Source organism: Achromobacter spanius (assembly GCF_002812705.1).
Taxonomy (GTDB): Bacteria; Pseudomonadota; Gammaproteobacteria; order Burkholderiales; family Burkholderiaceae_B; genus Achromobacter; species Achromobacter spanius.
On sequence record NZ_CP025030.1, the window covers coordinates 1,598,490 to 1,614,374 of the forward strand.

At 65.2% G+C, this 15,885-nt stretch carries 17 protein-coding genes; 7 read left to right on the top strand and 10 right to left on the bottom strand.

The genetic code is table 11. From position 1 onward, the window contains the following. Positions 1-101: 101 nt before the first annotated feature. From hslU to CVS48_RS07260, 5 genes are all read right to left on the bottom strand, one after another. The gene (gene hslU, locus CVS48_RS07240) at positions 102-1,436 is read right to left on the bottom strand and encodes an ATP-dependent protease ATPase subunit HslU (protein ID WP_100853856.1); all 1,335 of its coding nucleotides are present in this window, start codon (positions 1,434-1,436) and stop codon (positions 102-104) included. 84 nt (positions 1,437-1,520) lie between these two features. Next, the gene (hslV, locus tag CVS48_RS07245) at positions 1,521-2,060 is read right to left on the bottom strand and encodes an ATP-dependent protease subunit HslV (protein WP_006216412.1); all 540 of its coding nucleotides are present in this window, start codon (positions 2,058-2,060) and stop codon (positions 1,521-1,523) included. Positions 2,061-2,192: 132 nt separating this feature from the next. Then, the gene (gene dksA / locus CVS48_RS07250) at positions 2,193-2,657 is read right to left on the bottom strand and encodes an RNA polymerase-binding protein DksA (protein ID WP_006216410.1); all 465 of its coding nucleotides are present in this window, start codon (positions 2,655-2,657) and stop codon (positions 2,193-2,195) included. Positions 2,658-2,783: 126 nt separating this feature from the next. Beyond that, complete coding sequence (locus CVS48_RS07255) at positions 2,784-3,905, bottom strand: CobW family GTP-binding protein (RefSeq protein WP_100853857.1); 1,122 nt, start codon at positions 3,903-3,905, stop codon at positions 2,784-2,786. A 323-nt stretch (positions 3,906-4,228) separates the two neighbouring features. Then, positions 4,229-4,732 (bottom strand): Fur family transcriptional regulator, encoded by a 504-nt coding sequence (locus CVS48_RS07260; protein WP_100853858.1) that lies wholly within the window; start codon positions 4,730-4,732, stop codon positions 4,229-4,231. Positions 4,733-4,982: 250 nt separating this feature from the next. Between CVS48_RS07260 and CVS48_RS29350 the strand changes: the two genes are divergently transcribed. From CVS48_RS29350 to CVS48_RS07285, 6 genes are all read left to right on the top strand, one after another. After that, entirely contained in the window at positions 4,983-5,153 is a 171-nt protein-coding gene (locus tag CVS48_RS29350; protein ID WP_167400960.1) for a hypothetical protein, read from the top strand. Further along, the gene (locus CVS48_RS07265) at positions 5,150-5,872 is read left to right on the top strand and encodes a metal ABC transporter ATP-binding protein (protein WP_100853859.1); all 723 of its coding nucleotides are present in this window, start codon (positions 5,150-5,152) and stop codon (positions 5,870-5,872) included. Before CVS48_RS29350 ends, CVS48_RS07265 begins: the two co-directional genes overlap by 4 nt. Continuing rightward, positions 5,869-6,735 carry a metal ABC transporter permease gene (locus tag CVS48_RS07270; protein WP_100853860.1) on the top strand — a complete coding sequence of 289 codons (867 nt, stop codon included), beginning with the start codon at positions 5,869-5,871 and terminating at the stop codon, positions 6,733-6,735. The genes CVS48_RS07265 and CVS48_RS07270 overlap by 4 nt, the downstream gene beginning before the upstream one ends. A 19-nt stretch (positions 6,736-6,754) precedes the next feature. Next, positions 6,755-7,744 (top strand): metal ABC transporter substrate-binding protein, encoded by a 990-nt coding sequence (locus tag CVS48_RS07275; protein WP_100853861.1) that lies wholly within the window; start codon positions 6,755-6,757, stop codon positions 7,742-7,744. Then, on the top strand, positions 7,705-8,388 hold the full coding sequence (locus CVS48_RS07280; RefSeq protein WP_100853862.1) for a DUF1007 family protein: 684 nt from the start codon (positions 7,705-7,707) through the stop codon (positions 8,386-8,388). The genes CVS48_RS07275 and CVS48_RS07280 overlap by 40 nt, the downstream gene beginning before the upstream one ends. A 71-nt stretch (positions 8,389-8,459) precedes the next feature. Further along, positions 8,460-9,551, top strand: coding sequence for a nickel/cobalt transporter (locus tag CVS48_RS07285; protein WP_242001403.1), 1,092 nt, complete (start codon positions 8,460-8,462; stop codon positions 9,549-9,551). Between the two features lie 77 nt (positions 9,552-9,628). Here CVS48_RS07285 and xerC read toward each other — a convergent pair whose 3' ends face one another. The 5 genes from xerC to CVS48_RS07310 are packed head-to-tail and all read right to left on the bottom strand — an operon-like array spanning position 9,629 to position 14,095. Beyond that, entirely contained in the window at positions 9,629-10,633 is a 1,005-nt protein-coding gene (gene xerC, locus CVS48_RS07290; protein WP_100853864.1) for a tyrosine recombinase XerC, read from the bottom strand. Positions 10,634-10,655: 22 nt separating this feature from the next. Beyond that, on the bottom strand, positions 10,656-11,333 hold the full coding sequence (locus tag CVS48_RS07295; protein WP_100853865.1) for a DUF484 family protein: 678 nt from the start codon (positions 11,331-11,333) through the stop codon (positions 10,656-10,658). 4 nt (positions 11,334-11,337) lie between these two features. Beyond that, positions 11,338-12,249, bottom strand: coding sequence for a diaminopimelate epimerase (dapF, locus tag CVS48_RS07300; RefSeq protein WP_100853866.1), 912 nt, complete (start codon positions 12,247-12,249; stop codon positions 11,338-11,340). Positions 12,250-12,277: 28 nt separating this feature from the next. Then, entirely contained in the window at positions 12,278-13,168 is an 891-nt protein-coding gene (locus tag CVS48_RS07305) for a lysophospholipid acyltransferase family protein (RefSeq protein WP_100853867.1), read from the bottom strand. Positions 13,169-13,198: 30 nt separating this feature from the next. Then, positions 13,199-14,095 carry a lysophospholipid acyltransferase family protein gene (locus tag CVS48_RS07310; protein WP_100853868.1) on the bottom strand — a complete coding sequence of 299 codons (897 nt, stop codon included), beginning with the start codon at positions 14,093-14,095 and terminating at the stop codon, positions 13,199-13,201. Between the two features lie 275 nt (positions 14,096-14,370). On the opposite strand from CVS48_RS07310, the gene metK reads away from it, so the two are divergent. Then, positions 14,371-15,534 (top strand): methionine adenosyltransferase, encoded by a 1,164-nt coding sequence (gene metK, locus CVS48_RS07315; RefSeq protein WP_046802994.1) that lies wholly within the window; start codon positions 14,371-14,373, stop codon positions 15,532-15,534. Positions 15,535-15,885: the final 351 nt, after the last annotated feature.

Consider the following 15,885-nt stretch of genomic DNA (forward strand, 5'->3'; position numbering starts at 1 on the left):
TCGCGATCAGGCGATAAGCGGCTTTTTTGCCAGTGGGCCCAGTGCAAGGGCGCAAAGGGTATTGCACCCTTTGGCACCCATCGGCCTTTCGGCTCGCTGGCTTACAGCACGTAGCGGGCCAGATCCTGGCTGCTGGCGGCTTCGGCCAGTTGTGAATTGACGTAGGCGGCGTCGATCTTCACGTGCTTGTCCTGGCTGGAGGTGGCGTCGAACGACAGTTCGTCCAGCAGCTTTTCCATGACCGTGTACAGGCGGCGCGCACCGATGTTTTCAGTGGTTTCGTTGACGTCGAAGGCCAACTCAGCCAGGCGGCGCACGCCTTCGTCCGTGAATTCCAGCTGCACGTCTTCGGTGGCCATCAGCGCGGTGTATTGCTTGGTCAGCGACGCATCCGTGTCCGACAAAATGCGCACGAAGTCTTCGGCGGTCAGCGATTCCAGTTCGACGCGGATCGGGAAACGGCCTTGCAGTTCGGGGATCAGGTCAGACGGGCGCGCCAGGTGGAACGCGCCCGACGCGATGAACAGGATGTGGTCGGTGCGGACCATGCCGTAGCGCGTGTTGACGGTGGTGCCTTCAACCAGCGGCAGCAGGTCGCGCTGCACGCCCTGGCGCGACACGTCGGCGCCGCCGGATTCCTGGCGGGCGGCGATCTTGTCGATTTCGTCCAGGAAGACGATGCCGTTCTGTTCGACGTTATTGATGGCAACCGTGCGCAGGTCTTCTTCGTTGACGCGCTTGGCGGCTTCTTCGTCGATGATCAGCTTGAAGGCTTCGCGCACCTTCATTTTCTTGGGTTTCTTCTTGTCGCGAGCCATGCCGGCGAACATGCCGCGCAGTTGCTCGGCCATTTCTTCCATGCCGGGGGGCGTCATGACGTCCATCTGCGGCGCGGCCTGGGACACCTCGATCTCGATTTCCAGGTCGTCGATCTTGCCTTCGCGCAGGCGCTTCCTGAAGGTCTGGCGGGCGCTGTTGTCTTCACCGCGCTCCGGCTCGCCGGAGGCGCCGCGGGCGGGCGGCACCAGGGCGTCCAGGATGCGGTCTTCGGCGGCGTCTTCTGCCTGGGTGCGCACGCGGCGCATTTCCAGTTCGCGCGTTTGCTTGATCGAGTATTCGGTCAGGTCGCGGATGATGGTGTCGACGTCGCGGCCAACGTAGCCCACTTCCGTGAACTTGGTGGCTTCGATCTTGATGAAGGGCGCGTTGGCCAGCTTGGCCAGGCGGCGGGCGATCTCGGTCTTGCCCACGCCGGTGGGGCCGATCATCAGGATGTTCTTGGGGTGGATTTCCTGGCGCAGGGGCTCGGCGACCTGCTGGCGACGCCAGCGGTTGCGCAGGGCGACCGCTACCGCGCGCTTGGCACGGTTCTGGCCGACGATGTATTTGTCGAGTTCGGAGACGATCTCTCCGGGCGTCATGTTGGATGCGGACATGAGGGCGAATCCTTGAAGCGAGAGCGGCGGGCTGGGGAAGCAGCCACGGCGCAGGGAGGTTGCCCGTGCGCCGCGTTGCGGGTGTCAGTCACCCAGCGTTTCGATGACGTGGTTCTGGTTGGTGTAGATGCAGAGGTCGCCGGCGATTTCCAGCGATTGCTTGACGACGGCTTCGGGCGACAGCTCGGTGTTGCGCAGCAAGGCCAGCGCGGCCGATTGCGCGTAGGCGCCGCCCGAGCCGATGGCGGCCAGGCCGTGTTCGGGTTCAAGCACGTCGCCGTTGCCGGTCAGGACCAGCGTGTGCTCGGTGTCGGCCACGATCAGCATGGCTTCTAGACGGCGCAGGACGCGGTCGGTGCGCCAGTCGCGGGTGAGTTCGACGGCGGCGCGCATCAGGTTGCCCTGGTGCTTTTCCAGCTTGGCCTCGAAGCGTTCCTGCAAGGTGAATGCGTCGGCGGTGGCGCCGGCAAAGCCAGCGAGGATCTTGTCGTGGTACAGGCGGCGGATCTTGCGGGCCGTGCCCTTGACGACGATGTTGCCCAGGGTGACCTGGCCATCGCCGCCGAGCGCGACGCGGTTGCCGCGGCGCACACACACGATGGTGGTGGCGTGAAATTGTTCCATGCGTTCCTTCCTTTGAAGGGATTAGCTGGGGGCGGTTCGAAGGAAATCAAGCGGGGCGCGCGGCGGTCAATAAAAAAGGCCATGCTGGAAACCAGCATAGCCTTTCAGGGCAGGGCGCGAAAACGGGACGGATCAGTCGCCGTACAGCTTTTGGCGCATTTCACGGCGCTCCTGCGCTTCCAGCGACAGGGTGGCCGTGGGACGGGCCAACAGGCGGGGTACGCCAATCGGTTCGCCGGTTTCTTCACACCAGCCGTATTCGCCGCTGTCGATGCGGGCGATGGACTGTTGCACCTTCTTCAGCAGCTTGCGCTCGCGGTCGCGGGTGCGCAGCTCAAGTGCGTGTTCTTCCTCGATGGTGGCGCGGTCGGCGGGGTCGGGCACAAACTGCGTTTCGCGCAGGTGCTCAGTGGTCTCGCCGGCGTTGGCCAGGATGTCCTGTTCGAGTTGTTTGAGCCGTTCCTTGAAGAAAGCCAGTTGGCGTTCATTCATATAGTCGGACTCGGGCATGGCCAGCAATTCCTTCTCGCTGGGCAGATCAATCGCCGTATCGCTCGTCGACTTGCTTGATTTTTTAGTTGCTGCCTTGGTAGCCATGAAAACACTCCACTATGAATCGATCCTGGCGCGGGCGTCCTTTCCCGGTTCGTGCTGCTTGCTGACTACGTTACTCGTACCTCACAGTACTGCCTTCGTCGCATCGCGTCACGTCGGGAAGGGGGATTACCCCGCCAGGCACTGCTCCAAGCCCCGGGTGAAAATCTCCTGGGGCAGCTTACGACCAATGAATACCATCTTGGTGGACGGTTTTTCAGCCGCGGTCCACGGCTTGCCGGGTTCGGCGCCCATCATCATGTGCACACCCTGGAACAACATGCGGCGGTTGATGCCCTTCATGTACAGGATGCCCTTGTAGCGCATCAGGTCGGGGCCATAGACCTGCACCACGCCACCCAGGAATTCCTCAAGGCGCGCGGGATCGAACGGCTTGTTGGAACGGAACACGAACGCACCGATTTCGTCGTCGTGCTTGGGGTGGTGATGGTGCGCGTGGTCGCAATGCGCCCCGCAATCGCCGTCGTGGTCATGATCATGATCATGATCATGGTCGTGGCCATGATCGTGCCCATGGTCGTGGGCGTGGCTGTGGGCGGCGTCGGGATGCTCATCGGCCAGGAACTCCGGGTCGATGTCCAGAATGGAATTCAGGTTGAAGCCGCTGATGTCGATGATGGACTTCAGGTCGACTTCGCCAAAATTGACCGGCGTGATCGGCGCGCGCGGGTTCATGTGAACCAGGCGGTGGCGCAGCGCTTCGTAGTCGACTTCGTTGACCAGGTCGCGCTTGGAGATCAGGATGCGGTCGGCGAAACCGACTTGCTTCTGGGCTTCGGGTTGTTCGTCCAGCGTGGACATGCCGTGCTTGGCATCGACCACGGTTACCACCGCGTCCAGGCGGTAGTACTCGGCGATGTCGTCATCCATGAAGAACGTCTGGCAGACGGGGCCGGGGTTGGCCATGCCCGTGGTTTCCAGGATGACGCGCTCGAAAGTCAGTTCGCCGGCTTCGCGCTTGACGCGCAGCTCGGACAGGGTACGCATCAGGTCGCCACGCACCGTGCAGCAGACGCAACCGTTGGACAGTTCGATGATTTCTTCATCGCTGTCTTGCACGAGCAGGTCGTTGTCGATGCTTTCCGGTCCGAACTCGTTTTCGATGACCGCAACGCGGCGGCCGTGGAATTCGGTCAGGATGCGTTTGAGCAGGGTGGTCTTGCCCGCACCGAGAAAGCCGGTGAGGATGGTGACGGGAACCATTTTGTCCAAACTGCGCGGGGTGTTCATGGCGAAGCTGCTAGCGTGAAGTCAAGACTGTGAAGTCAAAGCTGAAGCCCAGGCATTCAACATAGGCCCTAACAGGGTGTTTTGCCCCGTGCGGGATGATGTTTGCCACAGGCTGCGTGGGCCGCCAACAGCGGCCGGACGCAGGATTACAGCACAGTCGGGGGCAGGGGGCAAACCCCGGATCAACCCAGGGGCCGAAGCCGTCCGGATCGCGTCTGTAGGCCGGCAAGTATCCGGCGATATCACTATTTTGGGGCGGTTTTGCGGATTTCAAGTGAGGCCGGTTCCCGCCAGGAATGACAGGCGCCCAGCCACATGCCGCTTCAGTGATGGTGGTGGTGATGCGCAGCGTCGGCGGGCTGCTTTTTCTGGCATTGGGGACAGAGCGCGCGGATCTCGGTCTCGTGCGTGGCCAGGGCGTAGCCCGTTTGGGCGACCCGTTCGGCCAATTGGCGGCTCATGGCGGGGTCGGACACTTCGGCCACCGCGCCGCAGCCGGTGCAGACCACCAATAAATCATGCGGGGCGCCGCCGGCGTCATGGCAGGCGCTCCAGGCGTTGACGGCGTCCAGGCGGTGGATCAGGCCTTCGTCCATCAGGAAGTCCAGCGCGCGGTACACGGTGGGGGGCGCCGCGCCGGGATGCACTTCGCGCATGGCGTCCAGCAATTCATACGCCTTCAGGCTGCGCCCATGGCGCAGCAGCAGTTCCAGCACCTTGCGGCGGATGGGGGTAAGGCGGCGGCCGCGCTGTTCGCACAGCGTCTCGGCGACGCTGAGCTGGGCGCCGACGGTGTCGCTGCGGGGGGAACGGGGCGGAGCGGGCATGGTGGACTTTATCTGAATGAAAGACGCGCGCGACGCGCGCGAGATGCCAGGAAAGTAGCAGAAAACTCAGATATGCGGGCACCCCCGGCCAGATTCAAGTCAGTTTGGTTATGATATAACATTGTAAAAATAAGCCGCGCCAAGTTCAGGCGGTCTCCGCATTTCGAGTCAGCTGTGGTTTCGCTGGCCGGTGCGTGCTTCTTTTCCCTGTCCGCCCTTAGGTCTTTAGCCTTTAGCCAGCCCGCTTTCCATGTCTCACTTCACGCTTTTGCCCCCGCGGCCCGGCGCCGCGCTTCGGCAAGGCAAGATTCCCCGCTCTGCCTTTCTGGTTTCCGCCTGGCGCCGCATGGCCGTCGCCGTGGTGGCGGCCGCCCTGCTGTGGGCGCTGACGGGGTGGGCGCTGGACTGGTGGCCGCGATGAGCAAGGCACCCGTCACCATCGAGTTGGCCGACGCGTCCTTTGGCTGGCATGGCCACCCTGCGTTGAAATCCGTGTCGGGCTGTTTTGCGGCCGGCGGCATGACGGCCGTGGTGGGGCCGAATGGGGCGGGCAAGTCGACCTTGATCAAAGGCATCATGGGCGTGCTGCGCCCCATGGCGGGCAGCGTGCGCATCAGCGGCGGGGGGCGTTCCGAACTGGCCTGGCTTCCGCAGGCGGCCGAATTGGACCGATCGTTCCCGGTCACGGTGCTGGACCTGGTGGCTATGGGCGCCTGGCGGCGGGTCGGCGCGTGGCGCCGTTTTCGCCAAGATGAACTTGAACGCTGCATGCATGCGCTGGAAACGGTGGGCCTGGCGGATGCCGCCGGGCGCGGGGTGGACACCTTGTCGGGCGGGCAGATGCAGCGCACGCTGTTTGCGCGGATGCTGGTGCAGGACGCGCCGGTGCTGCTGCTGGACGAGCCCTTTGCCGCGGTCGACGCCCATACCGCCGACGACCTGATGGCCTTGCTGTGCGGGCTGCACGGCCAGGGCCGCACGGTGATCGCCGTGCTGCATGACCTGGATCTGGTGCGCGACCACTTTCCCGAATGCCTGCTGTTGTCGGGCTCTGTCGTGGCGTGGGGCGATACCGCCAGCGCCTTGAGCGACGCGCATCTGAAGGTGGCGCGGCAATGGCATGCGAGGGCCTACGCATGACGCTGGCGCAATGGGTGGTTTCGCCATTTCTGGACTATGGCTTCATGCGGCGCGCGCTGGCGGGCGCTTGCGCCTTGTCGCTGGGCGCGGCGCCGCTGGGTGTATTCCTGGTGTTGCGGCGCATGAGCTTGATGGGCGACGCCATGTCGCACGCCATCTTGCCGGGGGTGGCGGCGGGGTTCCTGCTGTCCGGGCTGTCGTTGGGCGCCATGATGCTGGGCGGCATCGCCACCGGCTTGGCGGTCGCCTTGCTGGCCGGGGTGGTGGCGCGGTTGACGCCGCTGCGTGAAGACGCCAGCTTCGCCGCTTTCTATTTGATATCGCTGGGGCTGGGCGTGTTGCTTGTGTCCTTGCGCGGCTCGAACATGGATTTGCTGCATGTGCTGTTCGGCACGGTGCTGGGCCTGGACGACGCGGCGCTGCTGCTGGTGACCATCACGGCCAGCGTGACCTTGCTGGTGCTGGCCGCCATCTACCGCCTGCTGGTCGCCGAATGCCTGGACCCGGGTTTCCTGCGGGCCAGCGGCGGCGGGGGCGGCTGGGTCCACATGGGGTTCCTGGTGCTGGTGGTGGTCAACCTGGTGGCGGGCTTTCAGGTGCTGGGCACCTTGATGGTCGTCGGGATCATGATGCTGCCCGCCGCCGCCGCGCGCTTCTGGGTACGGTCGGCTGCGCGGCAGATTCCGCTGGCAGCCGGATTCGGTGTGCTGGCCTCGATCAGCGGCTTGCTGGTGTCCTACCACTTCAACGTGCCCGCGTCGCCGTCGATCATTCTGGCGGCGGGCGCCTGTTACCTGTTTTCCATCGTCGGCGGCCCGCAAGGCGGGTTGCTGCGGGCGCCGCGCCGCATGCGCCAAGCCTGACTTCATAAGGAGATTCGTTATGCGTTCCATTCTGCCGCTGCGTCGCCGCGCCTTGTTGGCAATGGCTGGGCTGTGCCTGTCGGCCGTGTTCGGGGCGTCGCATGCCGCCGAGCCCTTAAAGGCAGTGGCCAGCTTTTCTATCCTGGGCGACATCGTGCGCGAAGTGGGGGGCGATGACGTCAGCCTGACGACGCTGGTGGGGCCGGATGGCGACGCGCACGAATACGAACCCACGCCGGGCGACGCCAAGAAGTTGTCCGCCGCGAAAGTGTTGTTCGTGAACGGCCTGGATTTCGAGACCTGGCTGCCCAAGCTGACGAAGGCGTCCGGCTTTGCCGGCCAGACGGTGGTGGCCAGCAAAGGCGTGACGCCGCGCAAGTTTGCGGAAGCGGGTAGCGATGGCAAGCATGACGAGCATGACCACGATCACGACCATGATCATGACCACGACCACAAGGAAGGTGATCACCATCATCATGGCGACTCGGATCCCCACGCCTGGCAGAACCTGGCCAATGGCGTGATCTATGCGCGCAATGTGGCCGAGGGCCTGGCCGCCGCCGATCCGGCGCACGCCGACGCCTATCGCCAGCGCGCGGGCGCCTATATCGCGCGCCTGGAAGCCGTGGACGCTGCTGCCAAGAAGACGTTCGCCGCCATTCCGGAGGCGCGCCGCAAGGTGGTGACCTCGCACGATGCCTTTGGCTATTTCGGCGATGCCTACGGTGTGTCGTTCATCCCCGCGATGGGCGTATCCACGGACGCCGAGCCGTCGGCCGGTGAAATCGCCCGCATCATCGAACAGGTCAAGCGCGACAAGGTGCCGGCGGTTTTCGTCGAGAACATTTCCAGCCCCAAGCTGGTTCAGCAGATTGCGCGCGAGACCGGCGCCAAGGTGGGTGGTACGCTTTATTCCGATGCGCTGTCCAAGCCCGGACAGCCCGGCGCTACCTATCTGGAAATGTTTGAATGGAACGTACGTCAGCTCGCCGCGGCCTTGCAGCCCTGACCGCCGCGACGGCACTGCTGGCGGCAGGGTCCGCCAGCGCGCACCCGCATATGTGGATCGACGCCCGCGCGGTCATCGATGTCGACGCGCAGCACCGCATCACGGCGGTTCGCCAGGTCTGGTTGTTCGATGAAATGTTCGGCGCCTACGCCACGCAGGGCCTGCCGAAAGGCAAGGGCGGTTCCTTGCCCGCCGCCACCTTGAAGGGCATGGCGGATGACTGGATGAAGGCGCTGGGCGAACCGATTTCGCACTATTTCACCCGGGTCACCGTGGGTGGCAAGACCGCCACGTTCGGCGCGCCGCGCGATGCCAAGGTCGACTGGAACCCCAAGACCACGCGCCTGACGCTGTCGTTCACCTTGCCGTTGGCCACACCCATGCCGGTGGGCGCCGACGGCGCGCAGGTGGATATTTACGACCCTACTTATTTTGTTGCGTACGCTTTTGACGAGAAAGGCGCGGTGTCGCTGGGCGGCCCGGATGCCGCGACTTGTACGTCGGCCTACCGCAAGCCCAAGGAATTGGATTGGAAGACCATGCAGCAACTGGCCGCGATCCCGGCCGACCCGGATGCATTGCCGGACGAACTGTTCGCCATCACCAAGGGGCTGACGCACCGCATCGAGGTGCGATGCCGGTAACGCTGGCTTCCTGGCGCCTTGGCTGGCGGGCGGCGGCGGTGCTACTGCTGCTGTCGCTGCTGCTGGGCGGCATGGGTGTGGCCACGGCGCAGGGCGTGCATCCTTTCGGCGTGCCGGAAAGCGGCACGGGCATGGGCGGGCCGGGCTGGCTGGCCAGTTTCTTCGGGCAAGTGGCCGTCTGGCAAAGCCATTTCTACCGCCAATTGACGGGCGCGGTGCGCGCCTGGCAGGCCGACGGTGGCGCGGCCTGGACCTTGATCGGCCTGTCGTTCGCCTATGGCGTGTTTCACGCCCTGGGTCCCGGGCACGGCAAGGCGGTGATCTCTTCCTATGTGGTGGCCAATCGGCAGACGGCACGCAACGGCGCGCTGCTGGCGCTGGCGTCCGCGCTGATCCAGGCGCTGGTGGCGATTCTGATGGTGGCGGTGCTGGCGCTGGTGTTCAACGCAACCGCCGCCACGATGAACCAGGCGACGCGTTGGCTGGAACTGGCGTCGTATGGGCTGGTGACGTTGCTGGGCGCGTGGCTGGTGTGGATCAAGGCGGTCAGGCCATTGCTGCGGCGTCGGCGTGAGCCGGTCGCGGCGGCGGTGGCGAATGCGCCCATGGCCCCTGATGCGTCCACTGTCCCCAACGTGTCCCATGTCCCAACCGCTCCGACGCCTGCTTCAGCATTGAAGGGCGCGGCTGCGCTGCGCGCCATCGCCGTGCATGCGCCGGTGCCGCATGCCGATGCCGATACGCATCACCACCACCATCACCACGACGATGATTGCGGATGCGGCCATGCGCATGTGCCGGCGCCTGATCAGGTTGCCGGCCAGTTGAACTGGCGGCGCGCCGCGTCGGCCATTCTGGCGGTGGGGCTGCGTCCGTGCAGCGGTGCGCTGATTGTGCTGGTGTTTGCCTTGTCGCAGGGTTTCTTCCTGGCCGGCGTGGCGTCGGCGCTGGCGATGGGGCTGGGCACGGGTTTGACGGTGGCGGCGCTGGCGTGCCTGGCCGTGGCCGCTGGCGGCGCGGCCACGCGCATTGGCCAACGTTTGTCGAGCACGGGCGCGGCGCGCGTGCGCTACGGGGTGGAAGCGCTGGCGGCGGTGGCGGTGCTGTTGCTGGGCGTCATGCTGCTGGGCGGCATGGTGGCCGGAGGCGGCCAGGCTGCCTGAACCTGCCCGAGCCAGGTAAAAAAGCCAAGCCTGCTCAAGCCAAGCCAGGCAAGTGGCTCCCGCTACCTACCCCCGCTTCAGGACTTGCGCCCCGCGCGGGGATGCGCCTGGTCGTAGGCTTTGGCCAGATGCTGAAAATCCAGCCGGGTATAGACCTGGGTGGTCGAGATATTGGCGTGGCCCAGCATTTCCTGAACGGCGCGCAAGTCCTGCGCCGACTGCAACACATGGCTGGCGAAGCTGTGGCGCAGCACGTGCGGATGCACATGCGTGGGCAAGCCCGCTGCTTGGGCAACCTGCGCCAATTGCAATTGCACGATGCGCGGCGAGATGCGCTTGCCGCGTGCGCCCAGGAATAACGCGGCGGCGTCCTCCGGTTGTGGCGCGGGCGGCGCCAATTGCGGGCGCGCGGCTATCCATTTCTGCAAGGCGGCAACGGCGGCCTGGCCCACCGGCACGGCACGGCGCTTGCCGCCCTTGCCCAGCACTTCGACCTCGGCTTCGTCCAGCTTCAACCAGCCGCGCGATTCGTAATCGGCCGTGCGCGTGTAGCGCAGGTCCAAGCCCACCAGTTCCGACAAACGCAGCCCGCTGGAGTACAGCAGTTCGAACATGGCCTGGTCGCGTAGCGCGGCGGGTTCGTTCGCGACCTTGGCGGTGGGCCGGTCAAGCAGGGCTTGGGTCTGCTCCACGGACAAGGCCTTGGGCAGGCCGCGCGGGGCCTTGGGCGCGCGCACGCCGGCCACGGGGTTGCCGGCAAGGTTGATCGCGGGCGCCCACCATTGGTAGAAGCCGCGCCAGGCCGCCAAGGTGCGGGCCAGGCTGCGTGGGCCTCGGCCTTCGGCATGCAGCCGAGCGACAAACTGGCGGATATGGCCGTTGGCGATCTTGTCCAGCGGCAGCCGGGCCCGGTCGGCAAGCTGATTCAGGAAATGCAGCTCGCGACGGTAGGCGTCCAGCGTGTGGGGCGAATAGCGGCGGTTGGTTTCCAGATGGCGCAACCAGGCGCGCATCGGGTCGGGCAAAGCCTCGGCGCCGGGGGCAGGGTCGGGCGGGGGCGCGTCTTGTGTGGTCTGGGTCATTGTCCGCCCGCCCTGGTTTGCGCTAGGCCTTCGGCGACGCGGGATTCAGGCGATGCAATGCCGCCGACGCCAGTTGGCCGATGGATTCCAGAAACGTTGTGCCCATTTCGGGCGTGAAACGTTCGGGGTCGTCGGAACCCAGCACCAGCAAGCCCACGGCGGGGCCGTCGGCCTCCAGCCGCAGCGGCACCAATGCCAGCGACTTGGGTTTGCTGTCGAGCCAGCCCGCGGCTTCAAAATCGGTATCGGTGCCGCAGTACGGCGTCTTCAGGCTGTCGGTGAACGTGCGCACGTCTTGCGAAGTGGGTTCGCCGTAGCCCGTGGGCGGCAGGTCGGACAGGTTCCACAAGCGCAGCGCCACGTGGTTCAGTTCGAACTGTTCGGCCAGGCCCAGCGCGATTTCGCCGGGCACGCGCTGCGCGTCGTTTTCCGACAGCAGGCGGCTGCACCATTTGGCCAGATGCGAGCCGATGCTCTCGTTGGCGGTGGCGTTGCGCACCAGTTCGTTCAAGCGCCATTCCAGTTCGCGGTTGCGCTCGCGCAGCGTCAGGATCTGGCGTTCGCCCAGCGAAATGGCGCGCGAGCCATGCGGGTGCGGCACCTGCATGGTGGCGAACACGTCGGCGTGCTCGTCAAAGAAGCGGGGGTGGTCTTGCAGGAAGGCGGCGATGTCTTGGGCGGTGAAAGCGGTATCAGTCATAGGGTCAGCGGTTCAGCGCCATGGAGAAGACGAGCTTGTCGATGTCGACTTGCCCCGTGAACACGGATTCGGCGGGGCCGGTCATGCGCAGTTGGTCGCCATTCCAGGCAACGGTAAGCACGCCGCCACGGGTTTGCACGCGCACGGGCGATTCCAGCAAGCCACGGCGGATGCCGGCCGCCACAGCGGCGCAGGCGCCCGTGCCGCAGGCCAGCGTTTCGCCCGCGCCGCGTTCGAAGACGCGCAGGCGGACGTTGTGGCGATCCATGACTTGCATAAAGCCGGCGTTGACGCGGCGCGCAAAGCGCGGATGGGTTTCGATCAGCGGGCCTTGGATGGCGACGGGGGCGGTGTCGACGTTGTCCACCACCTGCACCGCATGCGGATTGGAGATGGCCACGGTGGACAGCAGCACTTTGCCGGGCACGCCGGCGGGCGCGTCGATGTCCAGTTCCCAGAGCGTGTCTTCGCCTTCGCGTTGCGAGGCCAAGCCGGTGGTGTCGAAGGGCAGGGCCTCGGGCTCGAAACGGGTGCTGCCCATGTCGACCGTGACTTGTTCGTCGTCGCCTTCATCCAGCACGAGAATGCCGGTGGCGATTTCGGCGCGCAGCGGGTTGCGGTCGGACAGGCCTTGTTCGTGCACGAAGCGCACGAAGCAGCGCGCGCCGTTGCCGCAGTGTTCGACTTCGCTGCCGTCGGAATTGAAAATGCGGTAGCGGAAATCAGCGTCCGGGCGGGTGGCGCGTTCAACTAGGAGGATCTGGTCGGCGCCGATGCCGAAGTGCCGGTCGCCCAGGGCGCGGGCGCGCTCGGGCGTCATTTCGATGGTCTGGCGGACCCCGTCGAGCACGACGAAATCATTGCCCGCGCCATGCATTTTGGTGAAGTTCCAGTTCATCGCTGGATTATCGCCCATTATTCGGGCGCGGGAAGCCAGGGTGGAATCAATAGAGCTTGGCTTCGCCGGGCGGGCGGGTCTTGAAGCGGCGGTGAACCCAGTAGTACTGGCTGGGGCAGCGGCGCACCCAGGATTCCAGCTCGCGGTTCAGGCGGGCGGTGGCGTCTTCCAGGGACGCCGCGCCGGGGAAATCCTCAAGCGGAGGCAGGACGTCTATGTGATAGCGGCCGGTCTCGGGGTTCCAGAAGCCCACGATGGGCAGTACGGCCGCGTTCCATTTCTGGGCAAGCTGGGCGGTGGCCAGCAGCGTGGCGGCCAGCACGCCGAAAAAGGGCACGAACACGGACCCCTGGGGGCCGAAGTCCATGTCGGGCAGGTAATAGACCGGGCGCGGCGCGCGCAGGTGACGGATCAGGTCGCGCACGCCGTCCTTGCGGCTGACCAGAAACACCTCGTTGAAGCGGGCCCGGCCGGCGGCCACGACCGCGTCGATGTGGGGGTCGCTTTGCGGCGTGTACATGGAAGCGGCGCTGGGCACTTCCATGGTCAGGCGGGTGCCGGCGGCGTCCATCGCAATGAAGTGGGGCGCCAGCAAAATCACGGGGCGGCCCTGGGCGGTGAGTTCGTTGATGCGTTCGACGCCGGTCTGCGTGACCATGTCCTTGACGGCCTCGGGGGTGCCGTACCAGAGCACGCCCCGGTCCACGATGGATTGCGCCAAGGCCCGGAAGTGGTCCGCCACCCATTGCTCGCGCACGGATTCCGGCTGGTCGGGAAAGCACAGTTCAAGATTGCGCCGCACGATGCGCGCCCGGGACTTCGCCAGCCGTGGCGCCAGCCAGCCCAGCACGGCGCCGATGCGCAGTCGGGTTGATGGCTTGATGCGGCCGAACCACTTCAACAGGGAAACCAGCGTGCGCGTCTTTGAATTTGTCATTGTTTTGGGGAAAGGGCCGGGCGGGATCGGTCAGCGGGCTTGCCGAACGCTGTCAGCATCGGCATCGGCATCGGCATCGGCGTTGGCGTCAGGGGCCGGAGGCGCCCCGCGCGGCGTTTTGTAGCGGTTGTAGCTCCAGAGGTACTGCTGGGGGCAGCGGCGGATCAGCGTTTCCATCGCGGCGTTGATGAGTGCCGCCTGCGCTTCGGGCTCGGCCGGCAGCGGTTCAGGCACGCGCACGTAGTGGATGCGCCAGCCTTTGCCGCGCGGCAGGCGTTCGCCCGCGGTCAGGATGATGGGGACGTTGGTTTGCGTGGCCAGCTTGCCGGGCAGCGTCATGGTGTAGGCCAGGCGCCCAAAGAACGGGACCCACACGCCGTCGCCCACGCTGGGCGCCTGGTCGGGCAGCATGCCCACCGATTCGCCGCGACGCAGCGCGCGCACGAATTCGCGTACGCCCTGCATATTGGCCGGGACGGCGTTGACGGCGGAACTGTTGCGCGCCGTCTCCAGCAAGGGGGCCAGCACGTCTTTGCGCGGGGGGCGGAACATGACCGTCATGGGCATCTGGCGGGCCAGATAGCGGGCGGTGATTTCAAAGCAGCCCAGGTGCGGGGTCAGGAACAGGATGCCGCGCCCTTCGGCGCGGGCGGCGTCGACCACCTCGTTATCGTCCGACACGACCTGGGCCAGGCTTTCCGCGTTCTTGAACCAGACGCGGGGGTTCTCAAGAATCATTGCGCCAGTCTCGGCCGCGGCCTGGCGCGCGAAGGCCGCGCCCGGGTAGCCGGCCTGCGCGGCATTGGCCTGAAGGCGCCGCCGATACTTGCCGGGCCAGGCGTACACGGCCAGTCCCGCCGCGCGGCCAAGGGCGTGCGCAACCGGTAGTGGCAGGGCGGCGAAAAGTCGGAACAGAGCGAGCAGCATGCGGCAAATAGAAAAGGACGGGCAGGGTTATGCCGGTGTTCGGGAATATGTTCATACCCCCGCCGCGAGCATAAGAACGGCATTTTCGCTTAAAATCCGTCCAGTCGCCGAGTTAACCGACAACTTGCGGGGCGACGGCAAGGGTAAAGCGCTTTGCGCGGCCTTTGCCAAATCCGCTAAAGCGTCGCGCCCAGATAGCGTATGTCATGCAGTCCGGGGTGCAACGCGCCTCGTGAACCTATGCGCCGGCAAGGCCGGACACTAAGGACGCATCTGTGGCCAATAACGATTTTCTCTTCACTTCCGAATCCGTCTCCGAAGGGCATCCCGACAAGGTTGCCGACCAGATTTCTGATTCGATCCTGGACGCCATCTTCACGCAGGACCCCAACGCGCGCGTTGCAGCCGAAACGCTGTGCAACACGGGCCTGGTCGTGCTGGCTGGTGAAATCACCACCACCGCCAACGTGGACTACATCCAGGTTGCGCGGGACACCATCCGCCGCATCGGCTACGACAACACCGAATACGGCATCGACTACAAGGGCTGCGCGGTGCTGGTTGCTTACGACAAGCAATCGCCCGACATCGCCCAAGGCGTCGATCGCAGCTCGGAAGACTATCTGAACCAGGGCGCGGGCGACCAAGGCCTGATGTTCGGCTATGCCTGCGACGAAACGCCCGACCTGATGCCTGCCCCGATCTGGTACGCGCACCGCCTGGTGCAGCGCCAGAGCGAACTGCGCAAGGACGGCCGCCTGCCGTGGCTGCGTCCGGACGCCAAATCGCAAGTGACCTTCCGCTACATCGACGGCCGCCCGGCGGAAGTCGACACCGTGGTGCTGTCGACCCAGCACGCGCCGGAAGTCACGCAAGAGACCATCCGCGAAGCGGTGATCGAAGACATCATCAAGCCGAGCTTCCCCGAAGGCCTGATCACGCCGCAAACGAAGTTCCTGGTCAACCCGACGGGCCGCTTCGTCATCGGCGGCCCGCAAGGCGATTGCGGCCTGACCGGCCGCAAGATCATTGTCGACACCTACGGCGGCGCATGCCCGCACGGTGGCGGCGCGTTCTCGGGCAAGGATCCGTCCAAGGTTGACCGTTCGGCTGCTTACGCGGCCCGCTACGTGGCCAAGAACATCGTGGCCGCCGGCCTGGCGCGCCAGTGCCAGGTGCAGGTCAGCTACGCCATCGGCGTGGCCGAACCGATCAACATCACGGTCTACACCGAAGGCACGGGCGTCATCCCCGACGACCAGATCGCCAAGTTGGTGCGCGAGCACTTCGACCTGCGTCCGAAGGGCATCGTGAACATGCTGGATCTGCTGCGCCCGATCTACGCGAAAACCGCCGCCTACGGCCACTTTGGCCGTTCCGAGCCGGAGTTCTCGTGGGAAGCCACGGACAAGGTTCAGGAATTGAAGAAGGCGCTGTAAAACAGCGGATCTTCATGAAGAACGCCCCTGCCATGAAGAATGGCAGGGGCGTTTTTTATGGGAGACGACCCTCTCCATGAAGCACGTAGGATGGGTGAAGCGCGCCAACCTCTCCACCACTGCGCCAACGCCGATCGCGCGCAACCCATCAACCGCCGATGGCATGACGCCGCACTGGTTAAGAACAATCGCGCATTTGATGGCCCGGCTTAAGAACCCTTGGGCGTTTTCGACGACGCCAGTTCAGAACGCTTGGGTTCTTGGCCTTGTCCATAAGACTCTACCGTTGCTTGATGGGTTTCGCGCGAACCTTGTCGGTTTTCTAATCCCCTGCGTTGCGCGCTGCACCCA